The organism is Agrococcus sp. SL85, from assembly GCF_026625845.1.
Taxonomy (GTDB): Bacteria; Actinomycetota; Actinomycetes; order Actinomycetales; family Microbacteriaceae; genus Agrococcus.
In genome coordinates this window covers 1,256,803-1,278,594 of record NZ_CP113066.1, presented here as the reverse complement: position 1 = coordinate 1,278,594, position 21,792 = coordinate 1,256,803, and the positions used below count along the sequence as shown (strand labels likewise).

The window sequence follows — 21,792 nt, the reverse complement described above, 5'->3', positions numbered from 1 at the left end:
AGCCTATGCGAGTGCACGTTGCCGACCATCCGCTCATCACCCACAAGCTCACCGTGCTGCGGGACGAGCGGACGCCCTCGCCGACCTTCCGCGCGCTCGTCGGCGAGCTCATGACGCTCCTCGCCTACGAGGCGACGCGGAACGTGCGCGTGACGCCCAAGGAGATCCGCACGCCGGTCACCTCCACCGTGGGCGTCGCGATCGCCGAGCCGCAGCCCATCGTCGTGCCGATCCTGCGCGCGGGCCTCGGCATGCTCGAGGGCATGACCACGATGGTCCCGACCGCGGAGGTCGGCTTCCTCGGCATGGCCCGCAACGAGGAGACCCTCGAGCCCTACACCTACGCCGAGCGCCTGCCCGACGACCTCTCCGACCGCCAGTGCTTCGTGCTCGACCCGATGCTCGCCACCGGCGGCTCGCTCGCGGCCGCGATGCAGTACCTCTTCGACCGCGGCGCCGTCGACGTCACCGCCATCTGCCTGCTCGGCACCCCCGAGGGCCTCGAGCGCATCGAGCGCGAGATGGGCGACCACGACGTCACGATCGTGCTCGGCGCGCTCGACGAGCGCCTCGACGAGCACGGCTTCATCGTGCCGGGCCTCGGTGACGCGGGCGACCGCCTCTACGGCACCGTCGGCGACTGACGCCCCGCGGCAGCCCGAGCCCCCGCCTCCCTCCGGAGCGCGGGGGCTCGCCGCATCCGGCCGGATCCGCGATGTCGTCGGGATTGCGCATCCCGCGCGTCGGCCGTGGGCGTTCCGCGACCCGCTGGGCCGCTCCCGATGCACGAACTGCGCAGTCGCAGGGAGGAGCGATGGGCGTCTCGCATCCGACGGCGTCACATTCCGTCATGTTCGGCAGCGTCATGGTTTGACACGCGGCGTCATGCGCAGGGATACTCGCATCCATGACGACCACCACTGCCCTCAAGCCCGTCTTCGCGGCCCAGGGGACGAACGGCATGATGATGCCGATGGTCGACATGCGTCGAATGTGTGCTTGAGCCCTCGCTCGCACCCCGTCCGACCGCTCCCGCCGGCAGCTGACACGCTGCGCTGAGGCCCGCCGCTGCATCCAGCCGGGCCCGGCATCCGGCACCGGCCCGCACTGAGCAGACGCCCGCAGGCCGAGCGGTCCGTGAGTCCTCGCGACTCGCACGACACCTCGACACCCCAGGTCGACAGACCCACCGCCCCTCGGGGGCGGCGTCGACCGCACGCCGGAAGGCCCTCCCATGACGCTCACCGCCCTCCCCACCCGCCGCCCCTCGACGCTCCGCACGCAGGGCGCCACCGCCCTCGCCCCGCGGCCCGCCATCGCGATCGACGCCCCGGCGCGCGCCCGCATCGCCGCCCCCGTCGCCCGCCCCGTGCGCGTCGCCCCGGAGGCCGCGAAGCCCGCCGTCCGCGCCGTGCCCGACGGCACGGAGGCCCGCGGCTTCGTCCTGTACGTCGGCCTCGGCGAGGGCGCGGCGGCCGCCGACCGGATCGAGCTCGCCCGCCTCGTCGCCGAGCTCCGCACGCTCACCTCGCGCCTCGCGCCGAGCGCCGAGACCCACGCGGCCGTCGCCCTCGCGCCCGCCGGCGCCGGCGGGCGCGACGTCGACGTCGTCCGCCGCGCCCTGCAGGACCCCGCGGTGCAGCAGCCCGTCGCCGAGCCGGACTCCGGCATCGTCATCGACCTCACCCGCAAGCGCGTCGCCATCGGCGACGACATCGCGCCGCTCACCTACAAGGAGTTCGAGCTGCTGCAGCACATCGTGCTCCGCGAGGGCTCGACCGTCGGGCGCGAGACGATCATCGACGCGCTGTGGCCCGACGAGGCCGACGCGGGCCGGCCGAACGAGCGCACGATCGACGTGCACGTGCGGCGCCTGCGCGCGAAGCTCGGCGACTACGCCGAGATCATCCGCACCGTGCGCGGCTCCGGCTACCGCTTCGACCGCCACGCCGACGTCACGGTGCTCGCGACGGGGCCGAGCCCCGACCGCGTCTGAGCGGGCGTCGGAGGGGGCGCGAGCGCTCGATCTGCCACCGAGCCACAGGCTTTTCTCAGGGGGATCTGGGCGCGCTCGTTACCGATCCGTTATACATTCGTCTCACGTCGATCGTAGTGCTGTGGCGGTCGACGGAAGCGAAGCTCGATGCTCCGCTTGGTGCAAGGGACTGGGGCCGGTCGGGAGAACCCGACCGGCCCTGCATCATGTCCGGCACCGGTCCCCGACCGCGACGCGAGGGGCCCATCCTGCCGGGCGGCGCCCCGTCAGCCCTCGCCGCGCAGCTGCGTCGCGAGGAACCGCGTCGCCTCGCGGCGGAACGTGCCCGAGACGGGGGCGTTCATGTGGTTCCTGCCGGGGATCGGCAGGAACGAGCCCTGCGGCAGGAGCGGCAGGAGCGTCCGCGTGTCGGCTGCTCGGGCGTCCTCGTCGCCGGTCATGAGCAGGGTCGGCTGCGGCGGCGGCGCGGCCGCCGCGTCGAAGAGCGTGTGCGAGACCTCCCCCGCGAGATGCACGAGGGTCGCCGGGTCGTGCTCGGGGAAGACGCCGGCGAGGTCGACGACGAACGACTCCATCGGGCCGGGCTCCGCCTGCCCCTCCAGGGCGCGCAGCGCGAGCGCCGTGTCGAAGCGCTGGAACGGATCGCCGGCCGGGAGGCCGCCGAGCACGAGCGCGCGGAAGGCGAGCGTGCGCGTGCCCGCGTGCCGCCAGAGCAGGCGAGCGCCCATCGAGTAGCCGATCGCCGCGGGCGGCTCGTCGAGCATGAGCTGCTCGAGCACGGCGTCGACGTCGTCGAGGAACCGGGGCACCTCGTAGCCGGTCGTCGGCCGATCGCTGTCGCCGTGGCCGCGGAGGTCCATCGCGATGCCGCGCAGGCCCTCGCGCTCGAGCGCGCGCCCCCAGCCCGTGTCGATCCAGTTGCGCCGCGCGTTCGACGAGAAGCCGTGGATCATGAGCACGGGCAGGCCCTCGGGGTCGCCGAGCTCGTGCAGGGCGATGCGGACGCCGTCGGGCGACATGGCGAAGACGGTCACGGGGCTCCTCCCGAGGCTGCGGAGGCCGGGAGGCGGTGCGACGACCCGACCGCGGCCAGGCTATCCGCGAGCGCGTGCCGGGCACGGCGGCGACGCCACGTGCCGCTCGGCGTCCCCGCGTGCCGCGGCGGCCGCGGCCCGCTCAGACCACCGCGCGGAGGATGCCGACCGGCTCGTCGGCGCTGCGCTGCACGAGGCCGAGCGGCTCGGCGAGGCGCTCGCCGGTGCCTGCGGGGATCGCGCCCGCCCGCTCGAGCAGCGCGAGCGCGACCGGCGCGCCCGCCCGCCGGGCGCCGTCGGCGGCCTTCACGACGACGGTCGTGCCGTCGGGCGCGACGATCGCCTGCGTGCCCTCGGCGCCGAACTTCGTCGCGCAGCCGGTCTCGGCGATGACGACCGCGTCGGGCTTGCCCGCGCCGTCGATGAGCACGGGGTGCGCCCGCATGGCGTCGCCGATGCGCGCGAACGCGTCGTCGCCGCCCGGGCGGAGGCGCTGGAACGCCCGGGCCATGCCCACGGGCGTGGTGGAGAAGACGAGCGCGCCGCAGCCGTCGTGCGCCACGATGCCCTCCGCTTCGCCGGCCGCCTCCGCGACGCCGCGCCGCAGGAGCGCAGCGAGCGGATGCGCGTCGGCCCAGTAGTCGTCGGGCGCGCCCATCGCGCGCGCCGCCGCGGCCATCGTGATGTGCTTGCCGACGCACATGTGCGCGAAGCGCCGCTCGCCGCCGCCGGGGGCGCGCATGGGCGGGCAGCGGAGCGCCGCCTCGTCGACGCCGAGCGCGGCGGCCATGGCGGTCGCCGTGTCGACGTGCACCTGCTCGCCGTGGTGGCTCGCGCTCGCGAGCGCCGCCCACGCGGGCTCGAGGTCGACGAGCCCTGCCTCGACGATCGAGGCCGCGTAGAGGGGCTTCAGGGCGCTGCGGGCGAGGAAGGGCAGCGCGACGTCGCCGTGGCGCTCGATCACCCGCCCGTCCGGATCGAGGACGACCGCGACGCCGCGGTGCTCGGACTCGACGAAGCCGTCGCGCTCGACGACGGCGAGGAGCTCGGTGTGTGGCACCCGACCAACCTAGCCGCCGGTCGGCCCCGGTCAGCGCCCCTCGACCTGCAGCAGCAGCCGCTTCGCCTCCTGCCCGCCCGCGTACTGCCCGAGCGAGCCGTCGGAGCGCACGACGCGGTGGCACGGGATCGCGATGGGCAGCGGGTTGCGGCGGCAGGCGGTGCCGACGGCGCGCACCGCGCGCGGAGAGCCGGCCGCGACCGCGACCTCGCCGTACGAGCGCGTCTGGCCATAGGGGATCTCGCGCAGCCGCTCGACGACCGTGCGGCCGAAGCCATGTGCGAGCGCGAGGTCGAGCGAGCCCTCGTAGGCGCGGGCGGAGCCGTCGACGAGCGCCTCGAGGCCGCGCGCCGCGGCGTCGAGGCGCGTGGGCGCCTCGAGGAGGCGCGGCGACAGCTCGCGCGCGAGCCGCTCGAGCGTGGCATCGGGGTCGGCGCCGTCGAAGGTCACGGAGACGAGGCCTCGCTCGGTGCCGGCGACCAGCAGCGCGCCGACGGCCGTGTCGAGGCGGCGGTAGGCGACGTCGAGCAGCCCGGCCCTGGCGGCCTCGGCCGCGAGCCGCGTGCGGAGCGCGTCGAGCGGTGCGGGCGGGACGTCGAGGGCCAGGTCCCCGGCCGGGGAGCCGTCGGGCAGCACGTCGTCAGGCATCCGCTCCGCCTCGCTCCGCCGTCGCGCCCATGAGCTCGCGCAGCCGCCGCACCCCGTCGGACGAGGCGCGGCGCACCGCCGTGGGGGTCGACCCCAGCTGCGCCGCGACCTCCAGGAAGGGCAGCCCGCCCAGGTGGTGCAGCACGACCGCCTCGCGCTGCCGCTCCGGCAGCAGCCCGAGCGCGCGCGCGAGGTCGAGGTCGCGGGCGCGCTCCGGGGCGGCCCGCTCGGCCGGCTCCCCCGCCACGAGTCGCGACGAGCGCCGCAGCACGTCGACCGAGCGCCGGTGCGCGACGGTCACGAGCCACCCCTCGATGCGGGCGTCGTCGAGCGTCGGATGCGCCTCGAGCGCGGCGAGGAACGTCTCGCTCCAGGCATCCTCGGCATCGGCGTGCGGCAGCAGCGCCCGGCAGACCCGCCAGACGCGGTCGCCGTGCGCGGCGACGATCCTCTCGAAGGGCGCACGGCTCACGCGACCGAATCTAGCCGCGCGCCGCGCTCGTGATCGAGCAGGAGGGACTTCCGCTCCACGCCGCCCGCATACCCGGTGAGCTTGCCGGTCGAGCCCACCACCCGGTGGCAGGGCACGATGACCGAGAGCGGGTTGCGGCTGTTCGCGAGCCCCACCGCCCGCACCGCCGTCGGCTGCCCGATCCGCTCGGCGATCCAGCCGTAGGTGCGGGTCTCGCCGTAGGGGATCTCGGCGAGCGCCGCCCAGACCTTCCGCTGGAAGTCGGTGCCGCCCGGGTCGAGCGGCAGGTCGAAGCCGGTGCGATCGCCCGCGAAGTAGGCGGCGAGCTGCGCGGCCGCCTCCGCCAGCGGCGTGCCGGCCGCGGGCGCGTCGTCGCGCTCGCCCCAGGTGGTCTCGTCGGGCGCGGGGCGGTGCCCCTCCATGTAGGCGCCGGTGAGGCCTGCCTCGCCCGCGACGAGCGTGAGGGTGCCGATGGGGGTCTCGATGGTGGTGTGCGTCATGCCCGGATTCCTCTCATGCCCTGCGTTCGCGCGGGGAGGCCGAGATGTGAGCCTGTGGATGGGCGGCATCCTCGCCGACGTAGGCTCGGGGCATGGAGATCGCCCTCGTCCGCCACGGCCAGACCGACTTCAACCTCCACGGCAGGATGCAGGGCACGAGCGACATCCCGCTCAACGAGACCGGCATCGCGCAGGCGCGGACCGCCGCGCGGCTCCTCGCCGACGAGCGCTGGGACGCCGTCGTCTCGTCCACGCTCGGCCGCGCGATGGTGACGGCCGACATCGTCGCTGCGGCGCTGGGCCTCGAGGTCGCGGGCCGCTACGAGAGCCTGGTGGAGCGGGCCTACGGCGAGGTCGAGGGGCTCACGAAGGCCGAGGCCCTCGAGCGCTTCGGCACCGACTGGCCGGGCGAGGAGCCGTTCGCGGCGCTCAAGGAGCGCGCCGTCGCGGCCGTCGACGCGGTCGCCGCCGCGCATCCGGTCGACGGCCTCGTCATCGTGTGCCACGGCACCTTCATCCGCGCCTTCGCCGACGCCGTCACGGGCCTCGAGACCGAGACGCCCGACAACGCGCACTCCGTGCGCTTCACCGGCGCGCCGGGGGCCTGGGTCGCGGCGGAGGGGCTGGTGCTGCGGTGACCCCGTTGGACGAGCTGCGGTCGGCCCTCCCCGATCGCGTGCTCGTCACCGAGCCAGCGAGGCTCGAGGCCGTGCGAGCCGATCGCTCCGGCCACCGCTCCGACGGCCCTCCGCTCGCGATCGTCGAGGCGGAGGAGGTGGCGCACGTGCAGGCGGCCATGCGCTGGGCGAGCGCGCACCGCGTGCCCGTCGTCGCGCGCGGCGCGGGCACGGGCCTCGCCGGCGGCGCCAACGCCGGCCCCGGCGAGCTCGTCGTCTCGGTCGACCGGATGCGCCGACTCCTCGACGTCTCGCTCGTCGACCAGACCTGCACGGTCGAGCCCGGCATCCGCAACCTCGAGCTCGACGAGCTGCTCGCGAGCCACGGCCTGTGGTGGCCTCCCGACCCCGCGAGCCGCGCCATCGCCTCGGTGGGCGGCAACATCGCGACGAACGCGGGCGGCCTGCTCTGCGCGAAGCACGGCGTGACCCGCGAGTGGGTGCGCGCGCTCGACGTCGTGCTCGCCGACGGCGAGCTGATCCGCACCGGTCACCGCACCGTGAAGGGCGTGACGGGGCTCGACATCACGGCGCTCATGATCGGCTCGGAGGGCACGCTGGGCATCGTCGTGGGCGCGGTGCTGCAGCTGCGCCCCGCCGTGACCGGACCGGTGTGGACGGTGGGCGCGTTCTTCCCCGACGAGGAGCGGGCGGCCGCGGCGTGCACCGCGATCACCGCGGCGCGGCTGCGCCCCGCGATCATGGAGCTCGTCGACCGGCAGGGCGTCGAGATGCTCGCCGCCTACACGGGCGAGCCGATGCGCGGCGCCTTCGTGCTGCTGCAGGCCGACGAGGCCGGAGCCGAGGAGGTCGCGCGCACGGCCGCCGCGATGCTCGAGGCGCACGGCGGCGAGGTGGAGGTCACCGACGACCCCTCGCGCAGCGAGCTGCTGACGCAGGTGCGGCGCCAGGTGCACTTCGCGCTCGAGTCGTTCGGGTCGATCCTCGTCGAGGACGTGTCGGTGCCGCGCTCGCGCATGGCCGACATGTTCCGCATCTGCCGCGACGTCGCGGCGCGCCACGGCGTCCGCCTGCCGGTGACGTGCCATGCGGGCGACGGCAACCTGCACCCCACCTTCGTCTTCGAGGGCGAGGGCCCCGACGGCCTGGAGCCGCCCGCGGCCGTGTGGGCGGCGGCCGACGAGGTGTTCCAGGCGGCGCTCGAGCTCGGCGGCACGCTCACGGGCGAGCACGGCGTCGGCACGCTGAAGCGCCGCTGGCTCGTCGACGAGCTGGGCGAGCGGCAGCTCGCGCTGCAGCACGCGATCAAGGCGGCCTTCGACCCCCAGGGCATCCTGAACCCCGGCAAGGCCCTCTAGCCCGCCCCTCCGTCGGACGCAACGAGAGGTACCCCTCTGCCCGAGGGGTACCGGTCCACCAGTACCTGCCGGGCGGAGGCGTACCTCTCGCGGAGCGGTGGGGCTACTTCACGCCCATGAGGTCGCAGACGAAGATCAGCGTCTCGCCCGGGCCGATCACGCCGCCCGCGCCGCGCTCGCCGTAGGCCAGGTGGGGCGGGATGACGAGCTGGCGGCGGCCGCCGACGCGCATGCCCTCGATGCCCTGCTCCCAGCCCTTGATGACCATGCCGACGCCGAGCGGGAACTCGAGCGGCGCGCCGCGGTTGTAGGAGGCGTCGAACTCCTCGCCGGTGGAGTGGGTCACGCCCACGTAGTGCACGGACACCTGCTTGCCGGCCTCGGCGAGGTCGCCGTCGCCGACGGTGATGTCGGTGATGACGAGGTCATCGGGCGCGGGGCCCTCGGGGGCGTCGATCTGGGGCTTCTCAGTCATGCACCCATCCAAGCATCCGCGGGCGCGTCAGTCGCCCTGCATCCGCTCCAGGCGGATCTCCTGGTCGTCGAGCGCCTGCAGCACCGCCGCGATCGCCTCGGACGAGAACTCCCCGCGCCGCCGCTCGACGTCGAGGGCAGCGCGCTCGGCATCGATCTCGGCGCGCTGCAGCTCGCCGATGCGGCGCAGCAGCGCGATCCGCGCCTCGTCGTCGCCGCCTCCCGCCATCGCCGCGGCGTCGGCGGCGCGCTCGTCGATGCGGCGGCGCAGCGTCGCTGCCGCGCGCCGATCGAGCTCGGAGCCGTCGGCGGCCTCCTCGATCGCGGCCGCGCCGACCTCCTGCAGGCGGCCCGCGAGCCGCGCGAGCTGCGCGCGCTCGCTCACGTCGACGTCGCGCGCGAGCCGCAGCCGCCGCACGACGACCGGCAGGAGCAGGCCCTGCGGGAGCAGCGTCGCGATCGCGACGACGAAGGCGATGAGCACGAGCGACTCGTAGAGCGGATGGTCGCCGGGCAGGGTCTGCGCCGCGGCGATCGTGACGACGCCGCGCATGCCGGCCATGCCGAGCACGACGCCGTCGCGCCAGCCGAGCGCGCCGTCGCGCTCGGCGGTCACGTCGTGCTGGTTGCGGTCGACGATGCCGCGGAAGCGATCGAGCCGGCTGCGGATGCGTGCGTCGTCGACGGCGCCGAAGCGCTCGTCGGCCGCGGCCATCCGGTCGACGGCGACGCTCTGGCGGCGGGCGAGCGTGCCGGCCCGCGCCCGGATCGACCACAGCAGCAGCGGCATCACGGCGAGCCGCAGCGCGATGAGCACGAGGGTGAGCACGAGCCCGACGCCGAGCACGAGGCCCAGGCTCTCCTGCCCCTGGGCGACGTGGAGCACGACGGGCGGCAGCAGGTACCCCATGAGCAGGAAGACGCCGTTCTCGACGAGCATCGTGAACGTGCGCCAGTTCACGCCCTCCGCGCGGCGGTGGGCGGCGCGGATCCGGTAGGCCCCGCCGTTGCCGACCACGATCCCCGCGACCACGACGGCGACGACGCCGGAGGCCGCGATCTGCTCGGCCGCGAGGAAGGCCACGAAGGGCACGACGAGCGAGACCGCGGTGTCGAGCACGCTGTCGCGCACGCGCGCTCGCAGCCGCACCGCGGCGGTGCCCGCGAGCCAGCCGAGCACGAGCGCGCCCGCGACGGCCCAGGCGAAGTCGCGCACGACGTCCCAGCCGTCGAGCGCGAGGCCCTGATCGGCCGTCGCGATCGAGAGCGCGGTGCTGAGCAGCACGAGCGCCGTCGCGTCGTTGACGAGGCCCTCGCCCTCGAGGATCGTCACGATGCGGGGCGGGAGCCCGAGCCGCTTGCCGAGGCTGATCGCGGCGACGGCGTCGGGCGGCGAGACCACCGCGCCGAGCGCGATCGCGAGCGCGAGGCCGACGCCGCCGAGCAGCGCGTGCACGACGAGGCCGGCGACCGCGGCCGAGACCACGACGAGCACGACCGACAGGAAGCCGATCACGCGGAGGTTGCGGCGCAGCTCGACGAAGGGCACCTGCAGGGCCGCGGCGTAGAGCAGCGGCGGCAGGACGACCGTGAGGATGAGCTCCGGCTCGAGCTCGATCTCGGGCGTGCCGGGGATGACGGCCAGCGCGATGCCGACGACCACGAGCGCGAGCGGCGCGGCCACCCCGATGCGGCTCGCGAAGTGGGAGACGAAGCCGACGATCACGACGGCGGCCGCGGCCATGATCGTGAGCTGCTCGAGCGGTGGCATGGCTCGAGCGTATGACCGACGCCATGGCCGCGCCCGGGTCGGGCACAGCACCCGGCAGTAGCCTCGCCACGGCCGGCGCAGACGGCGCCCGGCATCCTGAGGAGGTTCCCGAATGCCCATCACCTCGACCGCGAGCACCACCTGGAACGGCAGCCTGGCAGCAGGCACCGGCACGACGACCCTCGGCACCGGCTCCAGCTTCGACCTCACGTGGAAGGCCCGTGCGGAGGAGGGCGGCGCGACCACCCCCGAGGAGTTCCTCGCGGCGGCGCACGCCTCCTGCTACGCCATGGCGCTCTCGCACGCCCTCAGCGAGGCCGGCCACGAGCCCGAGACGCTCTCGACGAGCGCGAAGGTGTCGTTCGTGCCCGGCACGGGCATCACCACGAGCGTGCTCACCGTCTCCGGCTGGGTGCCCGGCCTCACCGAGGAGCAGTTCGCGAGCTACGCCGAGCAGGCCAAGCAGGGCTGCCCCGTCTCGCAGGCGCTCTCGGGCGTGGAGATCCAGCTCGAGGCCGCGTCGCTGCAGTCCTGAGGCCTGCGGCGCGCCTACGATCCGAGCGCAGGACGGTCGCTTCGAGACTCCTCCGGAGTGTCGGAACTTTGCCGTAGCGGAAAGTCGCGTTCGACCTGTACAACTGAATCGTCGGATCCCCCACTGAACGAAGGAGCGCGCCATGCGTCCCAACAAGAACGACCTGTCGCTGAGCAAGGACAAGGACCCGGTCCTCGAGGCCACCATGCGCAATGGTGACCCGTGGATCATCATGCGCTAGTCAGCCTCGCTGACCGCACGCGGCCCCGGACCATGCCTGGTCCGGGGCCGCGTGCGTCCCGGCACGGACGAGCGCTGCCGACCGCCGACGCGTGTGGCTTCGCCGCGGCATCAGGCGGGGTCGCCTGCGGCGACGCCCTGCGGAGGGGCGATGGGGCGCACGAGGGAGAGGTACCCGCCGTCGAGGAAGCAGAGGATCTGCATCGCCGTCAGGTGCGCCTCCCAGTCGTCGGCCTCGAAGTCGCCGCGCTGCATGGAGCCGTCGATGCGGGTCGCCCCACCCGAGCGCACGACGTGCTCGGCGAGGAGCAGCGTCAGCTCCTGCCGCCGAGGCTCGAGATCGTCAGCAGAGGGCGTCGCGGCGAGGGCGTCGCGCAGCCGGTAGACGATCTGGCGGGCGGCATCGCTGCGGACCGTCGGCTCGGCCGCGGACCCGAGGGCGGCGTCGAGCAGCGCCTCGAGCCGACCGCCGATCGAGCCGGCAGGCCGTTCGGCCCGGATGCGGTCGAAGTCGATCGTGTGGGTCGCGGCCATGCTCCCATCTTCCGCCCGGCCGCGGCTCCGAGCGACATGGATCGCGGCGGCGGCGGATCGAACGCAGGATCGCGATCGGCGTCGCGAGCGCCGAGGCTCCCCGGGAACCACGAAGGCCACCTGCTTCCGCAGGTGGCCTCCTACTGTCTCAACACAGTGCGCGCCCGGAGGGACTCGAACCCCCAACCTTCTGATCCGTAGTCAGATGCTCTATCCGTTGAGCTACGGGCGCCTGGCCTTCTCGGGCCGGGGATCAGCCTAGCCGACCCCCGGCCCGAGCGCCAATCGGGGCGAGTCGCCTCACCCGATCAGGTTCAGAGCGGGCGGATGTTCGCCGCCTGCGGACCCTTGGTGCCCTCGACGACCTCGAACTCCACGGCCTGCGCCTCCTCGAGCGTCTTGAAGCCGCTCGACGCGATCTGGCTGTAGTGGGCGAACAGGTCCTTGCCGCCGTCGTCGGGGGCGATGAAGCCGAAGCCCTTGCCCGAATCGAACCACTTGACGGTTCCGGTTGCCATGCATCCTCCTGGGTGCTGAATCCGCGCCGTAGCAGCGACGCGTCTGTCTCGGGCCTTGCACCCGCACTCAGCCTAGCGTCGAACGGCGCGGATCCCCGAACGCGATTCGATTTCAGCTCGAGCAGCGACCGAGCCCCGCTGCCCGGTCGCTCACCGTCCAGCTCGATCCCATCGCCACGACCTCCACTGGGTCGATGGTCGTGGTGATGAAGGAGTGCGGCGACGGAGGCACGCACGCCACTGCCGTGAGTGCCATCGGGCCGTCGCCCACGGCGATCGCGCTGCCGAGGCTCGCGTGGCCGAACATCATGGCCGAGGCGAGGTACACCGAGTCCGCGCTCGACGTCCACGCGGTCCGCAGGGCAGCGGCGTTGGTGATGAACCGATCGGCACCACGGACCTGCACGCCGTCGACGCCCGCGGCCGCAGCCTCGACCTGCCGCTCGTGGGCAGCCGCCAGCGCGGGAGCGCCGCCGACGATCGTGACGCGTGCCGGCCGGGCCTGGGCGACGTACGAGGAGACCGACGGGGCGAGCGCCTCCGCACGAGGCACGATCAGCAGCGGCACGCCGCGCGCCGCGGCTGCCGACGACGCCGAGATCGTGTCGGAGAGGTTGCCCTCCGCCGACAGGTAGGCGCCGGCCGCCCCGGGGAAGGCGCGGCGAGCCAGGTTCGTGCCGATCTCCGCCAGGTCGGCACCCGGGACGCGCGCCACCGACGCCGCGGGCAGCGCGGCGCGGATCGACCGGAGCGCTGCCTCGCTGAGCACGTCCGACGTCCCGACCGCCGTGATCGCCGTCGGCGCGAGCCGGCGGAGCTCGGCGAGCAGCGCGGACGACGGCCCCGCGGGGTCGACGAGCAGCAGCGCGCCCTCGGTGCGCGCGGCCGCGGGGGCAGCCAGGAGCGACTCGTAGAAGACGTGGCTCGGCGCGAGGTACACCTCGCGCACCTGGCTCGCGACGTTGCTGGCCCGCGAGAAGTCGACCGAGGCCTGCATGGTGTCTCGAGCAGGGACGCGCGTCAGCGCCGGTCCGGTCTCGCGGGCGATGCACGCGAGCGACTGGTGCGCTCCGGGGCCGACCGCGTTCGCGGCCAGCCCGCACACCCGCAGGCTCTGCGCGGGCCCTGCCGCGAACGTGTGGACGAAGCCGTGCGCTCCCCGCACGCCCTCGTCGCCGAGGGGCTGCCACGCCCGGTTCGCCGCGACGCGCACCGCAGGTCGTCCCTCGACCCAGAGGGAGACGGTGACGCTCGCGCCGTGGTCGCTGAGGTCGTACGCCCAGCCGCGCACGGTGATCGAGTGATCCGGGTTGACGGTGACGGAGTCCAGCTGCGCGACCACGTCGTGCAGCGTCCGACCCGAGGCCTGCAGCCAGCCGTCGACGGAGGCATAGGTGGCGGGACCTCCCGTGCTGGGGTACCGGGCGAGGTTGGTCACCCCGAGCATCGCCGTCGAGCTCGACGTGCCGCGGTAGTCGGTGGCGAGCGAGACGCCGGTGCCCATCACCGAGTAGTTGCCGACCATGAGCGCCCGGTGGGGCGGGGAGTCGATCCATTGGGTCACGAGGCCCGCAGCGTTGCCGTCCCTGCGCATCGCGATGATCTCGCCGCCGCTCTGCGCCCCCTTGGGGTAGCTCGCGAAGAAGTTCGGCCGGTGCGCGAACGCATCGGTCTCGCCGAGCTCATCGCTCCAGTCCTGCGCGACGTCGCGCAGCTGCGGCATGAAGCGGAGCGGCGCGAGGCCCTGCTGGACCCGGTAGGTGTTGATGCCCTCGAACACCGTCGTCGACTCCCCGATCGTCGAGCGCTCGACGAGCGTGCCCCGGCCGAGGTCGATGGACGAGGCGCTGACGGGGGCGGCGCCGACCAGGGGCACCGCGACCGCGACCGCTGACGCGAGGGCGACGATGATGGCGAGGGGGCGGGAGCGCATGGGTCGTTCCTCCGTGCTGGGGCCGTGACGCACGCGACAGTACACAGCATCCGCGTGTCGCGGAAGTGTCAAGAGGGAGGCCTGCTAGCCTGCGCCGCCCGTAACGGCGTCCTACTAGCCAGGAGGCGGGGGAAGCGCGGCTCTGCGCACCTGCACGGCGTCGTGACGACACGCCGGATGCACGAAGCCCCGACCGCTTGGGAGCGGCCGGGGCCTTCGAGAGTGGAGTGGAGACGGAGGGATTTGAACCCTCGGTCCCCTATTGGGGACTCCACCTTAGCAGGGTGGTGCACTCGGCCGGACTATGCGACGTCTCCTCGGCCCGCAGGCGGGCCGGGGTCGACTCTACCAAACCCGGGGCACCCGCCCGTGCGCGCCGGGATCAGCTGCCGAAGGGCACCACGCACGACTCCTGTGCGGCGTCCTGCCCGACGACGCCCTCGAGGGCGCTCGACTCCGTCGGCGTCGGCTCCGGCGTGCCGGAGGCGGCGGGATCCGCGGTCTCGGTCGCGGCAGGCTCCTCAGTGGCGCCGGGCGTCTCGGTGGCGCCGGGCGTCTCGCTCGTCGAGGCGACGCCGAGGGAGTCGGCGCCCAGCTGGATGGGCCGGTCGGCGCGGATGAGCTCCATCAGCGCCTCGGCACGCACCGGGTCTGGCGCCACCCGGTTGCCCGCCGGGACGTTCGGGTAGAGCACGAACTGCATCGTGTCGAGCGGGATGTCTGCGAGCACGCGCCCCATCGAGACCATCGTGCCGATGTCGGCGAGGCCGGAGGAGAGCGTCATGTTGTCGGCGGCGACCTGCGCGATCGCGTACAGCTTCGTGATGTCGGTGAGCACCGCGTCCGACTGCATCGTGCGGGCGAGCGACGACATGAAGACCTGCTGCGAGGAGATGCGCGCGAGGTCGGAGCCGTCGCCGACGCCGTGGCGCGAGCGCAGGAACTGCAGCGCCTGCTCGCCCTCGAGCTCGTAGGTGCCGGCCTCCGGGATCTGCAGGCCCGACCAGCGGTCGTCGACCGGTCCCGCGAAGCACACGGGCACGCCGCCGACGGCGCTCGACATCTCGATGACGCCGTTGAACGTGATCATCGCGGCGAAGGGCACCTCGAGCCCCGTGAGCTCCGACACGGAGGCCGCGACGCACGACAGCCCGCCGCGCGAGAGCCCCTGGTTGAACTGCACGTTCGAGGCGGCCGGGCTCACCTGGCCCGTCTCCGGGTCCTCGCACTCCGGGAAGTCGATCATGAGGTCGCGCGGGAACGAGACCACGGTCGCGCTCTGCTGGTCCTCGCTGACGTGGAGCAGCATCGTCACGTCGTTGAGCCGGCCCTCGCCGTAGGAGGACTCGCCGAAGGCGGAGCCCTGCCCCGTGCGCTGGTCGGAGCCCACGAGCAGGATGTTGAAGCCGCCCTGGTAGGGCGCGAAGCCGGGCTGCGCAGGGGGCGCCTCGCCCCCGAGGTCGACCGTGGCGATGCCCTGCGTCAGGCGCAGCGCCGAGACGCCGACGATGCCGACGGCGGAGGCCACGACGACCGCCACGCCGAGCGCGACCCAACGCAGCACGTGCGTGAGGCCGTTGCGACGCCGCAGGCGCCCGTGGCGCGGCGACATCGCCGAGGTGTCGACGACGGTCCTCGCCTGGTCGGATGCCATGCTGCTCCCCTTTCCGTGGAGGGCGTGGGATTCGAACCCACGAGGCATCGCTGCCCACCGGTTTTCAAGACCGGCTCCATCGGCCGCTCGGACAGCCCTCCTCGCCCGCCGAGCGCTGGATCGGCGCGGCGGCCGCCCACGATTCTACCGATCCGGCGCGCCGAGGCACCCCTGCCGCCGCTCGCAGGGGGCTGTGCGTGCGCCTCAGGCCGCGCGGACGATCGACTCGAGCAGCAGCGCGAGCCCGTCGTCGTCGACCGATGCCGTCCGCTCGGTCGCCGCCGCGACCACCTCGTCCGGCGCCTGGCCCATCGCCACGGCGCGTCCGCCGCCCGCCGCGACCCACTCGAACATCTCGATGTCGTTGCGCCCGTCGCCCACGACCACGATGCGCTCGCGCGGGATCTCGAGCTCCTCCGCGACGCGCGCGAGGCCCGTCGCCTTGTTCACGCCGTCGGGCGCGATGTCGAGCCACGAGGAGTAGCCGATGGCGTACGAGACCTTGTGGAGGCCCATGCCCTCGACGATCTCGAGGAACTCGTCGACCTCGTGGTCGGGGCTCATGACGACGACGCGCAGCGCCGGCACCTCGAGCAGCTGCTCGAACTCGACCCGCTCGGCGGCGTCGAGGTTCCAGTCGACCATGCCGTCGGTGTAGCGGCGGTGGCCGCGGGCGTCCTCGACCATGAAGGACCCGGTCGGCAGGCCCTGCGCGATCGTCCGCAGCGCGTCGGAGGGGTCGAAGGTCTCGACGTGCACGGGCTCGTACGCGTCGCCGGCGCGCTCGAGCACGAGCGCGCCGTTGGCCGCGATGAGGTGGTCGGGCTCGATCCCGAGCCGCGCCGCCGTCGACTCGGTCGTCGCCTGCGAGCGACCGGTGGCGAGCACGACCACGTGGCCGGCGGCGACGACCGCCCGCACCGCGTCGCGCACGCGCGGCGAGAGCGAGTCGTCCTCCCGGACGACGGTGCCGTCGATGTCGAGGGCGACGAGCAGCCGCATCAGGCGACCGGCTCGATGCGCTCGATGCCGCCCAGGTGCGGCCGCAGCGCCTCCGGCACGCGCACCGAGCCGTCGGGCTGCTGGTGGGTCTCGAGGATCGCGATGAGCCAGCGCGTCGTCGCGGCGGTGCCGTTGAGCGTCGCGACCGGCGCGGTGCGGCCCGTCTCGGTGCGGTAGCGCGTGCCGAGGCGGCGCGCCTGGAAGGTCGTGCAGTTGGAGGTGGAGGTGAGCTCGCGGTACTGCTGCTGCGAGGGGATCCACGCCTCGATGTCGAACTTGCGCGCCGCCGAGGAGCCGAGGTCGCCCGCGGCGACGTCGATGACGCGGTAGTCGAGCTCGCACGCCTGCAGCATGCGCTCCTGCAGGGCGCGCATGCGCTCGTGCTCGGCCTCCGCGTCCTCGGGCCGCACGTAGGCGAACATCTCGAGCTTGTTGAACTGGTGCACGCGCAGGATGCCGCGGGTGTCGCGGCCCGCCGAGCCCGCCTCGCGGCGGTAGCACGTGGACCAGCCCGCGTAGCGCAGCGGCTGCTCGAGGTCGACGATCTCGTCCGCGTGGAAGCCCGCGAGCGCCACCTCGGAGGTGCCCGTGAGGTAGAGGTCGTCGGCGGGCAGGCGGTAGACCTCGTCGGCGTGCTCGCCGAGGAAGCCGGTGCCGCGCATGATCTCCGGCCGCACGAGCGTGGGCGTCGTGAGCGGCGTGAAGCCGTCGCGCAGCACCTCGTCGAGGCCCAGCAGCATGAGCGCGAGCTCGAGCCGCATGCCGATGCCCGTGAGGTAGTAGAAGCGGCTGCCGGCGACCTTCGCGCCGCGGGCGATGTCGAACGCCTTGAGCATCTCGCCGAGCTCGACGTGGTCGCGCGGCTCGAAGCCGAGCGAGCCCTGGCCGCCGTGCGTCGCGAGCGTGACGAAGTTCTCCTCGCCTCCTGCGGGGACGTCGGGGTGCACGAGGTTGCCGACGCGCGAGAGCGCGGCGTCGAAGGCCGCCTCCGCCTCGGTGACGCGCGCCTGGGCCTGCTTGACGCCCGCGGCGAGCGAGCGGCCAGCCTCGATGAGCGCGGGGCGGTCCTCCTTCGAGGCGGCGCCGACGAGCTTGCCGTGGGCGTTCTGCTCGGCGCGCAGGCGCTCGAACTCGGTGATGGCGGCGCGACGAGCCGACTCCGCGACGAGCGCGTCGTCGACGTGCCCGACCGGGTCGCCCCGACGCTCCTGGCTGGCCCGGACGAGGTCGGGCTGCTCGCGCAGCAGCTGGGGATCGATCACCCCTCAATCCTAGGAGCGCCGGAGGGCCGCCTGCTGCGCGCCGCCGCCGCACCGCGATCGCGGGCGCTCCCGGCTGGCGCGGCGAGCGCGGCGGTACAGTCGCGGCATGCGCGCAGGCATCGTCTTCAACCCCGCCAAGGCCGACCGTGACGCGCTCGCAGCGCAGGTCGAGTCGGCCCAGCCCATCGAGTGGTCGGAGCCCGTGTGGTTCGAGACCGACGCCGACGACGCAGGAGCGGCCGCGGTGCGGCGCGCGCTCGACGAGGGCATCGACCTGCTGCTCGTCGCGGGCGGCGACGGCACCGTGCGCGTCGCGGCCGACCTCGTCGCGGGCAGCGGCGTGCCCCTCGCGATCATCCCCGCGGGCACGGGCAACCTGCTCGCCCGCAACCTCGGCATCGACGTCACGACCCTCCGCGGCTCCGTGCGCAGCGCCTTCGAGGGCGAGGACCGCGAGATCGACCTGGGCGAGCTCGAGGTGGAGGCGCCCGACGGCTCGCGCTCGAAGCACGCCTTCGCGGTCATGGTGGGCTTCGGCCTCGACGCCGAGATGATCGACCGCACCGACGAGGACCTGAAGAAGAAGGTGGGCTGGCTCGCCTACGTCGACGCGGCGGGGAAGGTCATCAACTCCCTCGACACCGTGCGGGTGCAGGTGCGCATGGACGGCGGTCGCACGGTGCGCTCGAGCGTCAACACCCTGCTCATCGGCAACTGCGGCACCGTCACGAACGGCATCGTCGTGCTGCCCGACGCCGTCGTCGACGACGGCATGCTCGACATCGCGCTCGTGCGCCCCAAGGGCGTGCGCGGCTGGATGCAGGTGGGCGGCTACATCGCGCGCAACAACCTGCTGGTGACGAAGCTGCTGCGCCGCACGGGCCGCCTCGGGCGCCAGCGCACCGGGCCCGCGCTCGGCTACGGCCAGGCGAAGGAGACGCAGGCGCGGCTGGAGGAGCCGAGGGCCGTGCAGGTCGACGGCGACATCGTCGGCAAGGCCGTCGCGCTCCGCGCCTTCGTGCGCGAGGACGCGCTCGTCGTGCGCGTGCCGAAGCGCCGCGCGGGGCTCGGCCTGCCCGTCTAGCCCTCGGGAAGCCGCACGGCGAGCCCCGGGTAGTGCCCGACGACGCCATCCGGATCGACCTCGAGCTCGGCGACGAAGTCGCGGGATGCGCTTGCGTACTCGACGCGCCCCGGCCCGAGCGGCGCGTAGTGCTGCTCGGAGGCCACGACGCGGAGGCTCGGCACCTCGACCCACGCGGCGACGATGCGAGCGGGCGCGGCACCGCGCTCGAGCATGCCGAGCCGACGGATGGGCATCGAGTTGGTGACGGGGCAGAGCCCGAGGTCGCAGTCGAGGGCGCCGTCGAGCGCCCGGGCGTCGACGATGCCCGCCGGCGCGAGCTGCGCGTCGCCGTGGGCGCGGACGAGCGCGCTCCACGTACCGTCGTCGCCGCGCTCGAGGCGCAGGGCCCGCGACCACGCGTCGCCGTGCACGGCGACCTCGAGCGTCCGCGAGATCCACCCGGGATCGACCACGAGCCGCCACGACAGCGCGTAGCGCTCGGTCGTGGAGGTGCCGTGCGCGCGCATGCCGCCGCGCCCGGCAATCCCGTGCGCATCCTGCTCGGCGCCGAGGTCGAGCACCGCGCGATCGATCCTGCTCGGGTCGTCGACGCCCCGCCATGCTGCGATCCGTGCCACAGCCGCACCGTACGCGCCGCCGCCCACACGACGCCTCGGCCCGCCGGGCGGGCGCGGGCCGAGGCAAGGCGGGGGCTAGGGCTTGCGGACCGTGATGGTCCAGCTCGCATCGCCCGTGCGGTCGAAGGCCGTCACGGGGTAGCCCTCGTCCGCGGCCCAGCGCGGCAACGAGTCGGTGGCCTGCGTGCAGTCGAAGTCGATGCGCAGCTCGTCGCCCGCGGGGATCGCCGCGATCGCGCGCTTGGCCTCGACGAGCGGGAACGGGCACACCTGGCCCTCGGTCTCGAGCACGTGGACGGTCATGGAGGTCCTCCTTCGCAGGTGGTCGGTCAGACCCCGACGGGCGTCGGGGCGGGAGCGGCGGCGGCGCCGCGGCGGCCGAAGACGAGGCGCACCGCGAGGCCCGTGCCGAGCAGCATGGCGGCGAAGGCCGTCCAGCCCTGCAGCGTGAAGGTGGCGGAGCCGACCATCGCGTTGCCGATGGTGCAGCCGCCCGCGATCGCGGCGCCGACGCCCATGAGCAGGCCGCCGCCCGTGGAGCGCAGCACGGTCTGCGCGTCGGGCACGCGCACGCGGAACTCGCCCGAGCCCTTCGCCGCGACGAACGAGCCCAGCAGGATGCCGAGCACGAGCATGACGCCCCAGTCGACGAGCTCGACGTCGCCCGTGACGAGGAAGGCGACGATGTCGGCGCTCGGCGTGGTGATGCCGAGGCCGCTCTCTCGCCCGGTCGCCCACGACAGCGGGAAGGCCAGGACGCCCAGGGCGCCGATGACGATCGCGGCGGCGAACGCGTGCCAGGGGCGCTCGAAGAGGATGCGGGCGAGGCCCCGCCGGCGAGCCGGCAGCTGCACGGGCTTCGGCCGCGCGGCGTCCTTCCGAAGGTGGTGCCAGGCGGCCGCGCCCGTGCCCACGACGAGGAGCCCGACGAGCAGCCAGGGGCTCACGCCCAGCAGCTCGTGCACGGTGCCGACGGGCGCGGTGACGCCGCGCAGCGCCTCGACGACGGGGGCGCCGGGGCCGTGCTTCATGATCGCGGCCGCGAGCGCGTAGGTCGCGAGCGCGATCCACGAGCCGATGAGGCCCTCGCCCGCGCGGTAGTAGGTGCCCGTGGCGCAGCCGCCCGCGTAGACGATCGCGAAGCCGAAGACCAGTCCGCCGACGATCGCGGCGAGCCAGGGGAACGTGCCGCCGCCGAGCTCGATGACGCCTGCCGCGTCGAGCGCGAAGGCGCCGACCGACTGCACGGCGATCGCGATGAGGAACGCGGTGAGCCAGCGCGTCTGCCCGGCGAGCCAGACGTCGCGGAACGCGCCGGTGACGCAGAAGCGCCCGCGCTGGAGCGCGAAGCCGAGCGCGGCGCCGAGGGCGAGGCCGGTGAGGATCACAGGGGTGCCTTCCTGGTGGGTGCGGGGTCCGTGCGCGCGGCCGTCGGGCCCGTCGCGCACCCCAACCCTAACAAGAGGCTATGGCTGCCATAGTCACAGCGCGTAGCGCTGGGCGAGCGGCTACGCCCCCGGCTCGGCGCCCAGGATGCCGCGCAGCCAGTCGCGCGCGTCCTCGAAGCGGCGGTCGGCGTAGCGTCGCTCGACGCTCGAGCGCTCCCCGTCGGCCTTCGGGTAGGAGCCGAGGAAGGTCACGCGCGGGCTCGAGCGCTTGAGCCCCAGCAGCGCGTCGGCCACGCGCTCGTCGCGCACGTGCCCGTCGGCGTCGATGACGAAGCGGTACCGGCCCAGGCGGTCGCCGATCGGGCGCGACTGGATGAGCGTGAGGTTCACGCCGCGGGTCGCGAACTGCTCGAGCATGTCGAGCAGGGCGCCGGGCTCGTCGCTCGGCAGCTCGACGACGAGGCTCGTCTTGTCGGCGCCCGTGGGCTCCGGGAGCGCGCCGGAGCGGCCCACGAGCAGGAAGCGGGTGACCGCGTGGCGCGAGTCGGCCACGTTGGCCGCCAGCACCTCCAGGCCCTCGACCCAGTCGGTGATCGTCGGCGTCGAGAGCGCCGCCTGCGCGACGCCCTGCACGAGGTCGGCCGCCGCCGTCACGTTCGAGGGCGCGGGCAGGTGGGCCCTGCCCGGCAGCGCCTGCTGCAGCCACCGCGAGCACTGCGCGAGCGCGACCGGGTGCGCCGCGACCACCCGCACGTCCTCGAGCCGCGTGCCCGCGAGCGCGACGAGCGAGAAGTCGACCGGCACGAGGTGCTCGGAGAGGATGCGGATGCCCGGCGTGGCCGCGAGGGCGTCCTGCGCCGCGGTGACGCCGCCCTCGAGCGAGTTCTCGATCGCGATCATCGCCGCGTCGGAGCGCCCCTCCGCCACGTCGGCGATCGCGGCCTGCACGTTGGCGACCGGCCGGCGCTCCCAGCCCCCGATGCCGGGCACCTGGTCGAGCGCGGCCTCGGTGAACGTGCCCCGGGGCCCGAGGAAGCTGACGGTGCGCGCGCTGGCCATGCGCCCAGCCTA

Annotated in this window: 23 protein-coding genes and 3 tRNA genes; 6 read left to right on the top strand and 20 right to left on the bottom strand. The window is 74.2% G+C overall.

From position 1 onward, the window contains the following. Window positions 1–5 precede the first annotated feature (5 nt). Complete coding sequence (gene upp, locus OVA14_RS06235) at window positions 6–644, top strand: uracil phosphoribosyltransferase (protein ID WP_267505383.1); 639 nt, start codon at window positions 6–8, stop codon at window positions 642–644. A gap of 590 nt (window positions 645–1,234) precedes the next feature. Then, the gene (locus tag OVA14_RS06230) at window positions 1,235–1,996 is read left to right on the top strand and encodes a winged helix-turn-helix domain-containing protein (RefSeq protein ID WP_267505382.1); all 762 of its coding nucleotides are present in this window, start codon (window positions 1,235–1,237) and stop codon (window positions 1,994–1,996) included. A gap of 266 nt (window positions 1,997–2,262) precedes the next feature. On the opposite strand, the gene OVA14_RS06225 is transcribed toward OVA14_RS06230, so the two are convergent. From OVA14_RS06225 to OVA14_RS06205, 5 genes are all read right to left on the bottom strand, one after another. Beyond that, a complete protein-coding gene (locus tag OVA14_RS06225) occupies window positions 2,263–3,030 on the bottom strand; it encodes an alpha/beta fold hydrolase (RefSeq protein WP_267505381.1) in 768 nt (255 codons plus the stop codon). 142 nt (window positions 3,031–3,172) lie between these two features. Continuing rightward, window positions 3,173–4,090: an asparaginase gene (locus OVA14_RS06220; RefSeq protein WP_267505380.1), complete on the bottom strand. Its 918-nt coding sequence runs from the start codon at window positions 4,088–4,090 to the stop codon at window positions 3,173–3,175. A gap of 30 nt (window positions 4,091–4,120) precedes the next feature. Further along, a complete protein-coding gene (locus OVA14_RS06215) occupies window positions 4,121–4,738 on the bottom strand; it encodes a methylated-DNA--[protein]-cysteine S-methyltransferase (protein WP_267505379.1) in 618 nt (205 codons plus the stop codon). Further along, window positions 4,731–5,210 (bottom strand): RNA polymerase sigma factor, encoded by a 480-nt coding sequence (locus OVA14_RS06210; protein ID WP_267505378.1) that lies wholly within the window; start codon window positions 5,208–5,210, stop codon window positions 4,731–4,733. Before OVA14_RS06210 ends, OVA14_RS06215 begins: the two co-directional genes overlap by 8 nt. Then, on the bottom strand, window positions 5,207–5,710 hold the full coding sequence (locus OVA14_RS06205; RefSeq protein ID WP_267505377.1) for a methylated-DNA--[protein]-cysteine S-methyltransferase: 504 nt from the start codon (window positions 5,708–5,710) through the stop codon (window positions 5,207–5,209). Before OVA14_RS06205 ends, OVA14_RS06210 begins: the two co-directional genes overlap by 4 nt. Before the next feature lie 92 nt (window positions 5,711–5,802). Between OVA14_RS06205 and OVA14_RS06200 the strand changes: the two genes are divergently transcribed. Together OVA14_RS06200 and OVA14_RS06195 are read left to right on the top strand one after the other, a co-directional pair. Further along, window positions 5,803–6,348, top strand: coding sequence for a histidine phosphatase family protein (locus OVA14_RS06200; RefSeq protein WP_267505376.1), 546 nt, complete (start codon window positions 5,803–5,805; stop codon window positions 6,346–6,348). Then, a complete protein-coding gene (locus OVA14_RS06195; RefSeq protein ID WP_267505375.1) occupies window positions 6,345–7,706 on the top strand; it encodes an FAD-binding oxidoreductase in 1,362 nt (453 codons plus the stop codon). Before OVA14_RS06200 ends, OVA14_RS06195 begins: the two co-directional genes overlap by 4 nt. A gap of 103 nt (window positions 7,707–7,809) precedes the next feature. Here the strand turns inward: OVA14_RS06195 and OVA14_RS06190 are convergent, their stop codons facing one another. Both OVA14_RS06190 and OVA14_RS06185 read right to left on the bottom strand, forming a co-directional pair. Beyond that, window positions 7,810–8,181 carry an FKBP-type peptidyl-prolyl cis-trans isomerase gene (locus OVA14_RS06190; protein ID WP_267505374.1) on the bottom strand — a complete coding sequence of 124 codons (372 nt, stop codon included), beginning with the start codon at window positions 8,179–8,181 and terminating at the stop codon, window positions 7,810–7,812. Between the two features lie 27 nt (window positions 8,182–8,208). Continuing rightward, window positions 8,209–9,951 carry a cation:proton antiporter gene (locus OVA14_RS06185; RefSeq protein ID WP_267505373.1) on the bottom strand — a complete coding sequence of 581 codons (1,743 nt, stop codon included), beginning with the start codon at window positions 9,949–9,951 and terminating at the stop codon, window positions 8,209–8,211. Between the two features lie 112 nt (window positions 9,952–10,063). On the opposite strand from OVA14_RS06185, the gene OVA14_RS06180 reads away from it, so the two are divergent. Then, window positions 10,064–10,486, top strand: a complete 423-nt coding sequence (locus OVA14_RS06180; protein WP_267505372.1) for an OsmC family peroxiredoxin — start codon at window positions 10,064–10,066, stop codon at window positions 10,484–10,486. 351 nt (window positions 10,487–10,837) lie between these two features. Here OVA14_RS06180 and OVA14_RS06175 read toward each other — a convergent pair whose 3' ends face one another. From OVA14_RS06175 to serS, 9 genes are all read right to left on the bottom strand, one after another. Further along, on the bottom strand, window positions 10,838–11,260 hold the full coding sequence (locus OVA14_RS06175; protein WP_267505371.1) for a hypothetical protein: 423 nt from the start codon (window positions 11,258–11,260) through the stop codon (window positions 10,838–10,840). 159 nt (window positions 11,261–11,419) lie between these two features. Further along, a tRNA-Arg gene (locus tag OVA14_RS06170) sits at window positions 11,420–11,492 on the bottom strand. An 82-nt stretch (window positions 11,493–11,574) separates the two neighbouring features. Then, a complete protein-coding gene (locus OVA14_RS06165) occupies window positions 11,575–11,778 on the bottom strand; it encodes a cold-shock protein (protein ID WP_188718584.1) in 204 nt (67 codons plus the stop codon). A gap of 112 nt (window positions 11,779–11,890) precedes the next feature. Continuing rightward, entirely contained in the window at window positions 11,891–13,711 is a 1,821-nt protein-coding gene (locus OVA14_RS06160; RefSeq protein ID WP_267505370.1) for a cell wall-binding repeat-containing protein, read from the bottom strand. A gap of 228 nt (window positions 13,712–13,939) precedes the next feature. Further along, window positions 13,940–14,028: transfer RNA gene (locus OVA14_RS06155), tRNA-Ser, on the bottom strand. Between the two features lie 65 nt (window positions 14,029–14,093). Next, on the bottom strand, window positions 14,094–15,365 hold the full coding sequence (locus OVA14_RS06150) for an LCP family protein (protein ID WP_267505369.1): 1,272 nt from the start codon (window positions 15,363–15,365) through the stop codon (window positions 14,094–14,096). 16 nt (window positions 15,366–15,381) lie between these two features. Beyond that, window positions 15,382–15,466, bottom strand: a tRNA-Ser gene (locus OVA14_RS06145). A 103-nt stretch (window positions 15,467–15,569) separates the two neighbouring features. Beyond that, window positions 15,570–16,367, bottom strand: a complete 798-nt coding sequence (locus tag OVA14_RS06140; RefSeq protein ID WP_267505368.1) for an HAD family hydrolase — start codon at window positions 16,365–16,367, stop codon at window positions 15,570–15,572. Next, on the bottom strand, window positions 16,367–17,629 hold the full coding sequence (gene serS, locus OVA14_RS06135) for a serine--tRNA ligase (RefSeq protein ID WP_267505367.1): 1,263 nt from the start codon (window positions 17,627–17,629) through the stop codon (window positions 16,367–16,369). Before serS ends, OVA14_RS06140 begins: the two co-directional genes overlap by 1 nt. 106 nt (window positions 17,630–17,735) lie before the next feature. Between serS and OVA14_RS06130 the strand changes: the two genes are divergently transcribed. Continuing rightward, window positions 17,736–18,713, top strand: coding sequence for a diacylglycerol/lipid kinase family protein (locus tag OVA14_RS06130; RefSeq protein ID WP_267505366.1), 978 nt, complete (start codon window positions 17,736–17,738; stop codon window positions 18,711–18,713). Here the strand turns inward: OVA14_RS06130 and OVA14_RS06125 are convergent. From OVA14_RS06125 to pheA, 4 genes are all read right to left on the bottom strand, one after another. Further along, window positions 18,710–19,333, bottom strand: a complete 624-nt coding sequence (locus OVA14_RS06125; RefSeq protein ID WP_267505365.1) for a putative glycolipid-binding domain-containing protein — start codon at window positions 19,331–19,333, stop codon at window positions 18,710–18,712. The genes OVA14_RS06130 and OVA14_RS06125 overlap by 4 nt on opposite strands. A 75-nt stretch (window positions 19,334–19,408) precedes the next feature. Beyond that, a complete protein-coding gene (locus OVA14_RS06120) occupies window positions 19,409–19,636 on the bottom strand; it encodes a sulfurtransferase TusA family protein (protein WP_267505364.1) in 228 nt (75 codons plus the stop codon). A gap of 26 nt (window positions 19,637–19,662) precedes the next feature. Then, entirely contained in the window at window positions 19,663–20,721 is a 1,059-nt protein-coding gene (locus OVA14_RS06115) for a YeeE/YedE family protein (protein ID WP_267505363.1), read from the bottom strand. Window positions 20,722–20,841: 120 nt separating this feature from the next. Continuing rightward, entirely contained in the window at window positions 20,842–21,780 is a 939-nt protein-coding gene (gene pheA / locus OVA14_RS06110; RefSeq protein WP_267505362.1) for a prephenate dehydratase, read from the bottom strand. Between the last annotated feature and the right edge of the window lie 12 nt (window positions 21,781–21,792).

What these genes read in the sequence shown, in the direction of transcription:
- OVA14_RS06215 (WP_267505379.1), bottom strand. Translation starts at nt 4,738, where the DNA reads ATGCCTGACGACGTGCTGCCCGACGGCTCCCCGGCCGGGGACCTGGCC.
- OVA14_RS06150 (WP_267505369.1), bottom strand. Translation starts at nt 15,365, where the DNA reads ATGGCATCCGACCAGGCGAGGACCGTCGTCGACACCTCGGCGATGTCG.
- OVA14_RS06185 (WP_267505373.1), bottom strand. Translation starts at nt 9,951, where the DNA reads ATGCCACCGCTCGAGCAGCTCACGATCATGGCCGCGGCCGCCGTCGTG.
- OVA14_RS06200 (WP_267505376.1), top strand. Translation starts at nt 5,803, where the DNA reads ATGGAGATCGCCCTCGTCCGCCACGGCCAGACCGACTTCAACCTCCAC.
- OVA14_RS06140 (WP_267505368.1), bottom strand. Translation starts at nt 16,367, where the DNA reads ATGCGGCTGCTCGTCGCCCTCGACATCGACGGCACCGTCGTCCGGGAG.
- OVA14_RS06120 (WP_267505364.1), bottom strand. Translation starts at nt 19,636, where the DNA reads ATGACCGTCCACGTGCTCGAGACCGAGGGCCAGGTGTGCCCGTTCCCG.
- upp (WP_267505383.1), top strand. Translation starts at nt 6, where the DNA reads ATGCGAGTGCACGTTGCCGACCATCCGCTCATCACCCACAAGCTCACC.
- OVA14_RS06165 (WP_188718584.1), bottom strand. Translation starts at nt 11,778, where the DNA reads ATGGCAACCGGAACCGTCAAGTGGTTCGATTCGGGCAAGGGCTTCGGC.
- OVA14_RS06175 (WP_267505371.1), bottom strand. Translation starts at nt 11,260, where the DNA reads ATGGCCGCGACCCACACGATCGACTTCGACCGCATCCGGGCCGAACGG.
- OVA14_RS06205 (WP_267505377.1), bottom strand. Translation starts at nt 5,710, where the DNA reads ATGACGCACACCACCATCGAGACCCCCATCGGCACCCTCACGCTCGTC.
- OVA14_RS06190 (WP_267505374.1), bottom strand. Translation starts at nt 8,181, where the DNA reads ATGACTGAGAAGCCCCAGATCGACGCCCCCGAGGGCCCCGCGCCCGAT.
- OVA14_RS06180 (WP_267505372.1), top strand. Translation starts at nt 10,064, where the DNA reads ATGCCCATCACCTCGACCGCGAGCACCACCTGGAACGGCAGCCTGGCA.
- OVA14_RS06130 (WP_267505366.1), top strand. Translation starts at nt 17,736, where the DNA reads ATGCGCGCAGGCATCGTCTTCAACCCCGCCAAGGCCGACCGTGACGCG.
- OVA14_RS06230 (WP_267505382.1), top strand. Translation starts at nt 1,235, where the DNA reads ATGACGCTCACCGCCCTCCCCACCCGCCGCCCCTCGACGCTCCGCACG.
- OVA14_RS06160 (WP_267505370.1), bottom strand. Translation starts at nt 13,711, where the DNA reads ATGCGCTCCCGCCCCCTCGCCATCATCGTCGCCCTCGCGTCAGCGGTC.
- pheA (WP_267505362.1), bottom strand. Translation starts at nt 21,780, where the DNA reads ATGGCCAGCGCGCGCACCGTCAGCTTCCTCGGGCCCCGGGGCACGTTC.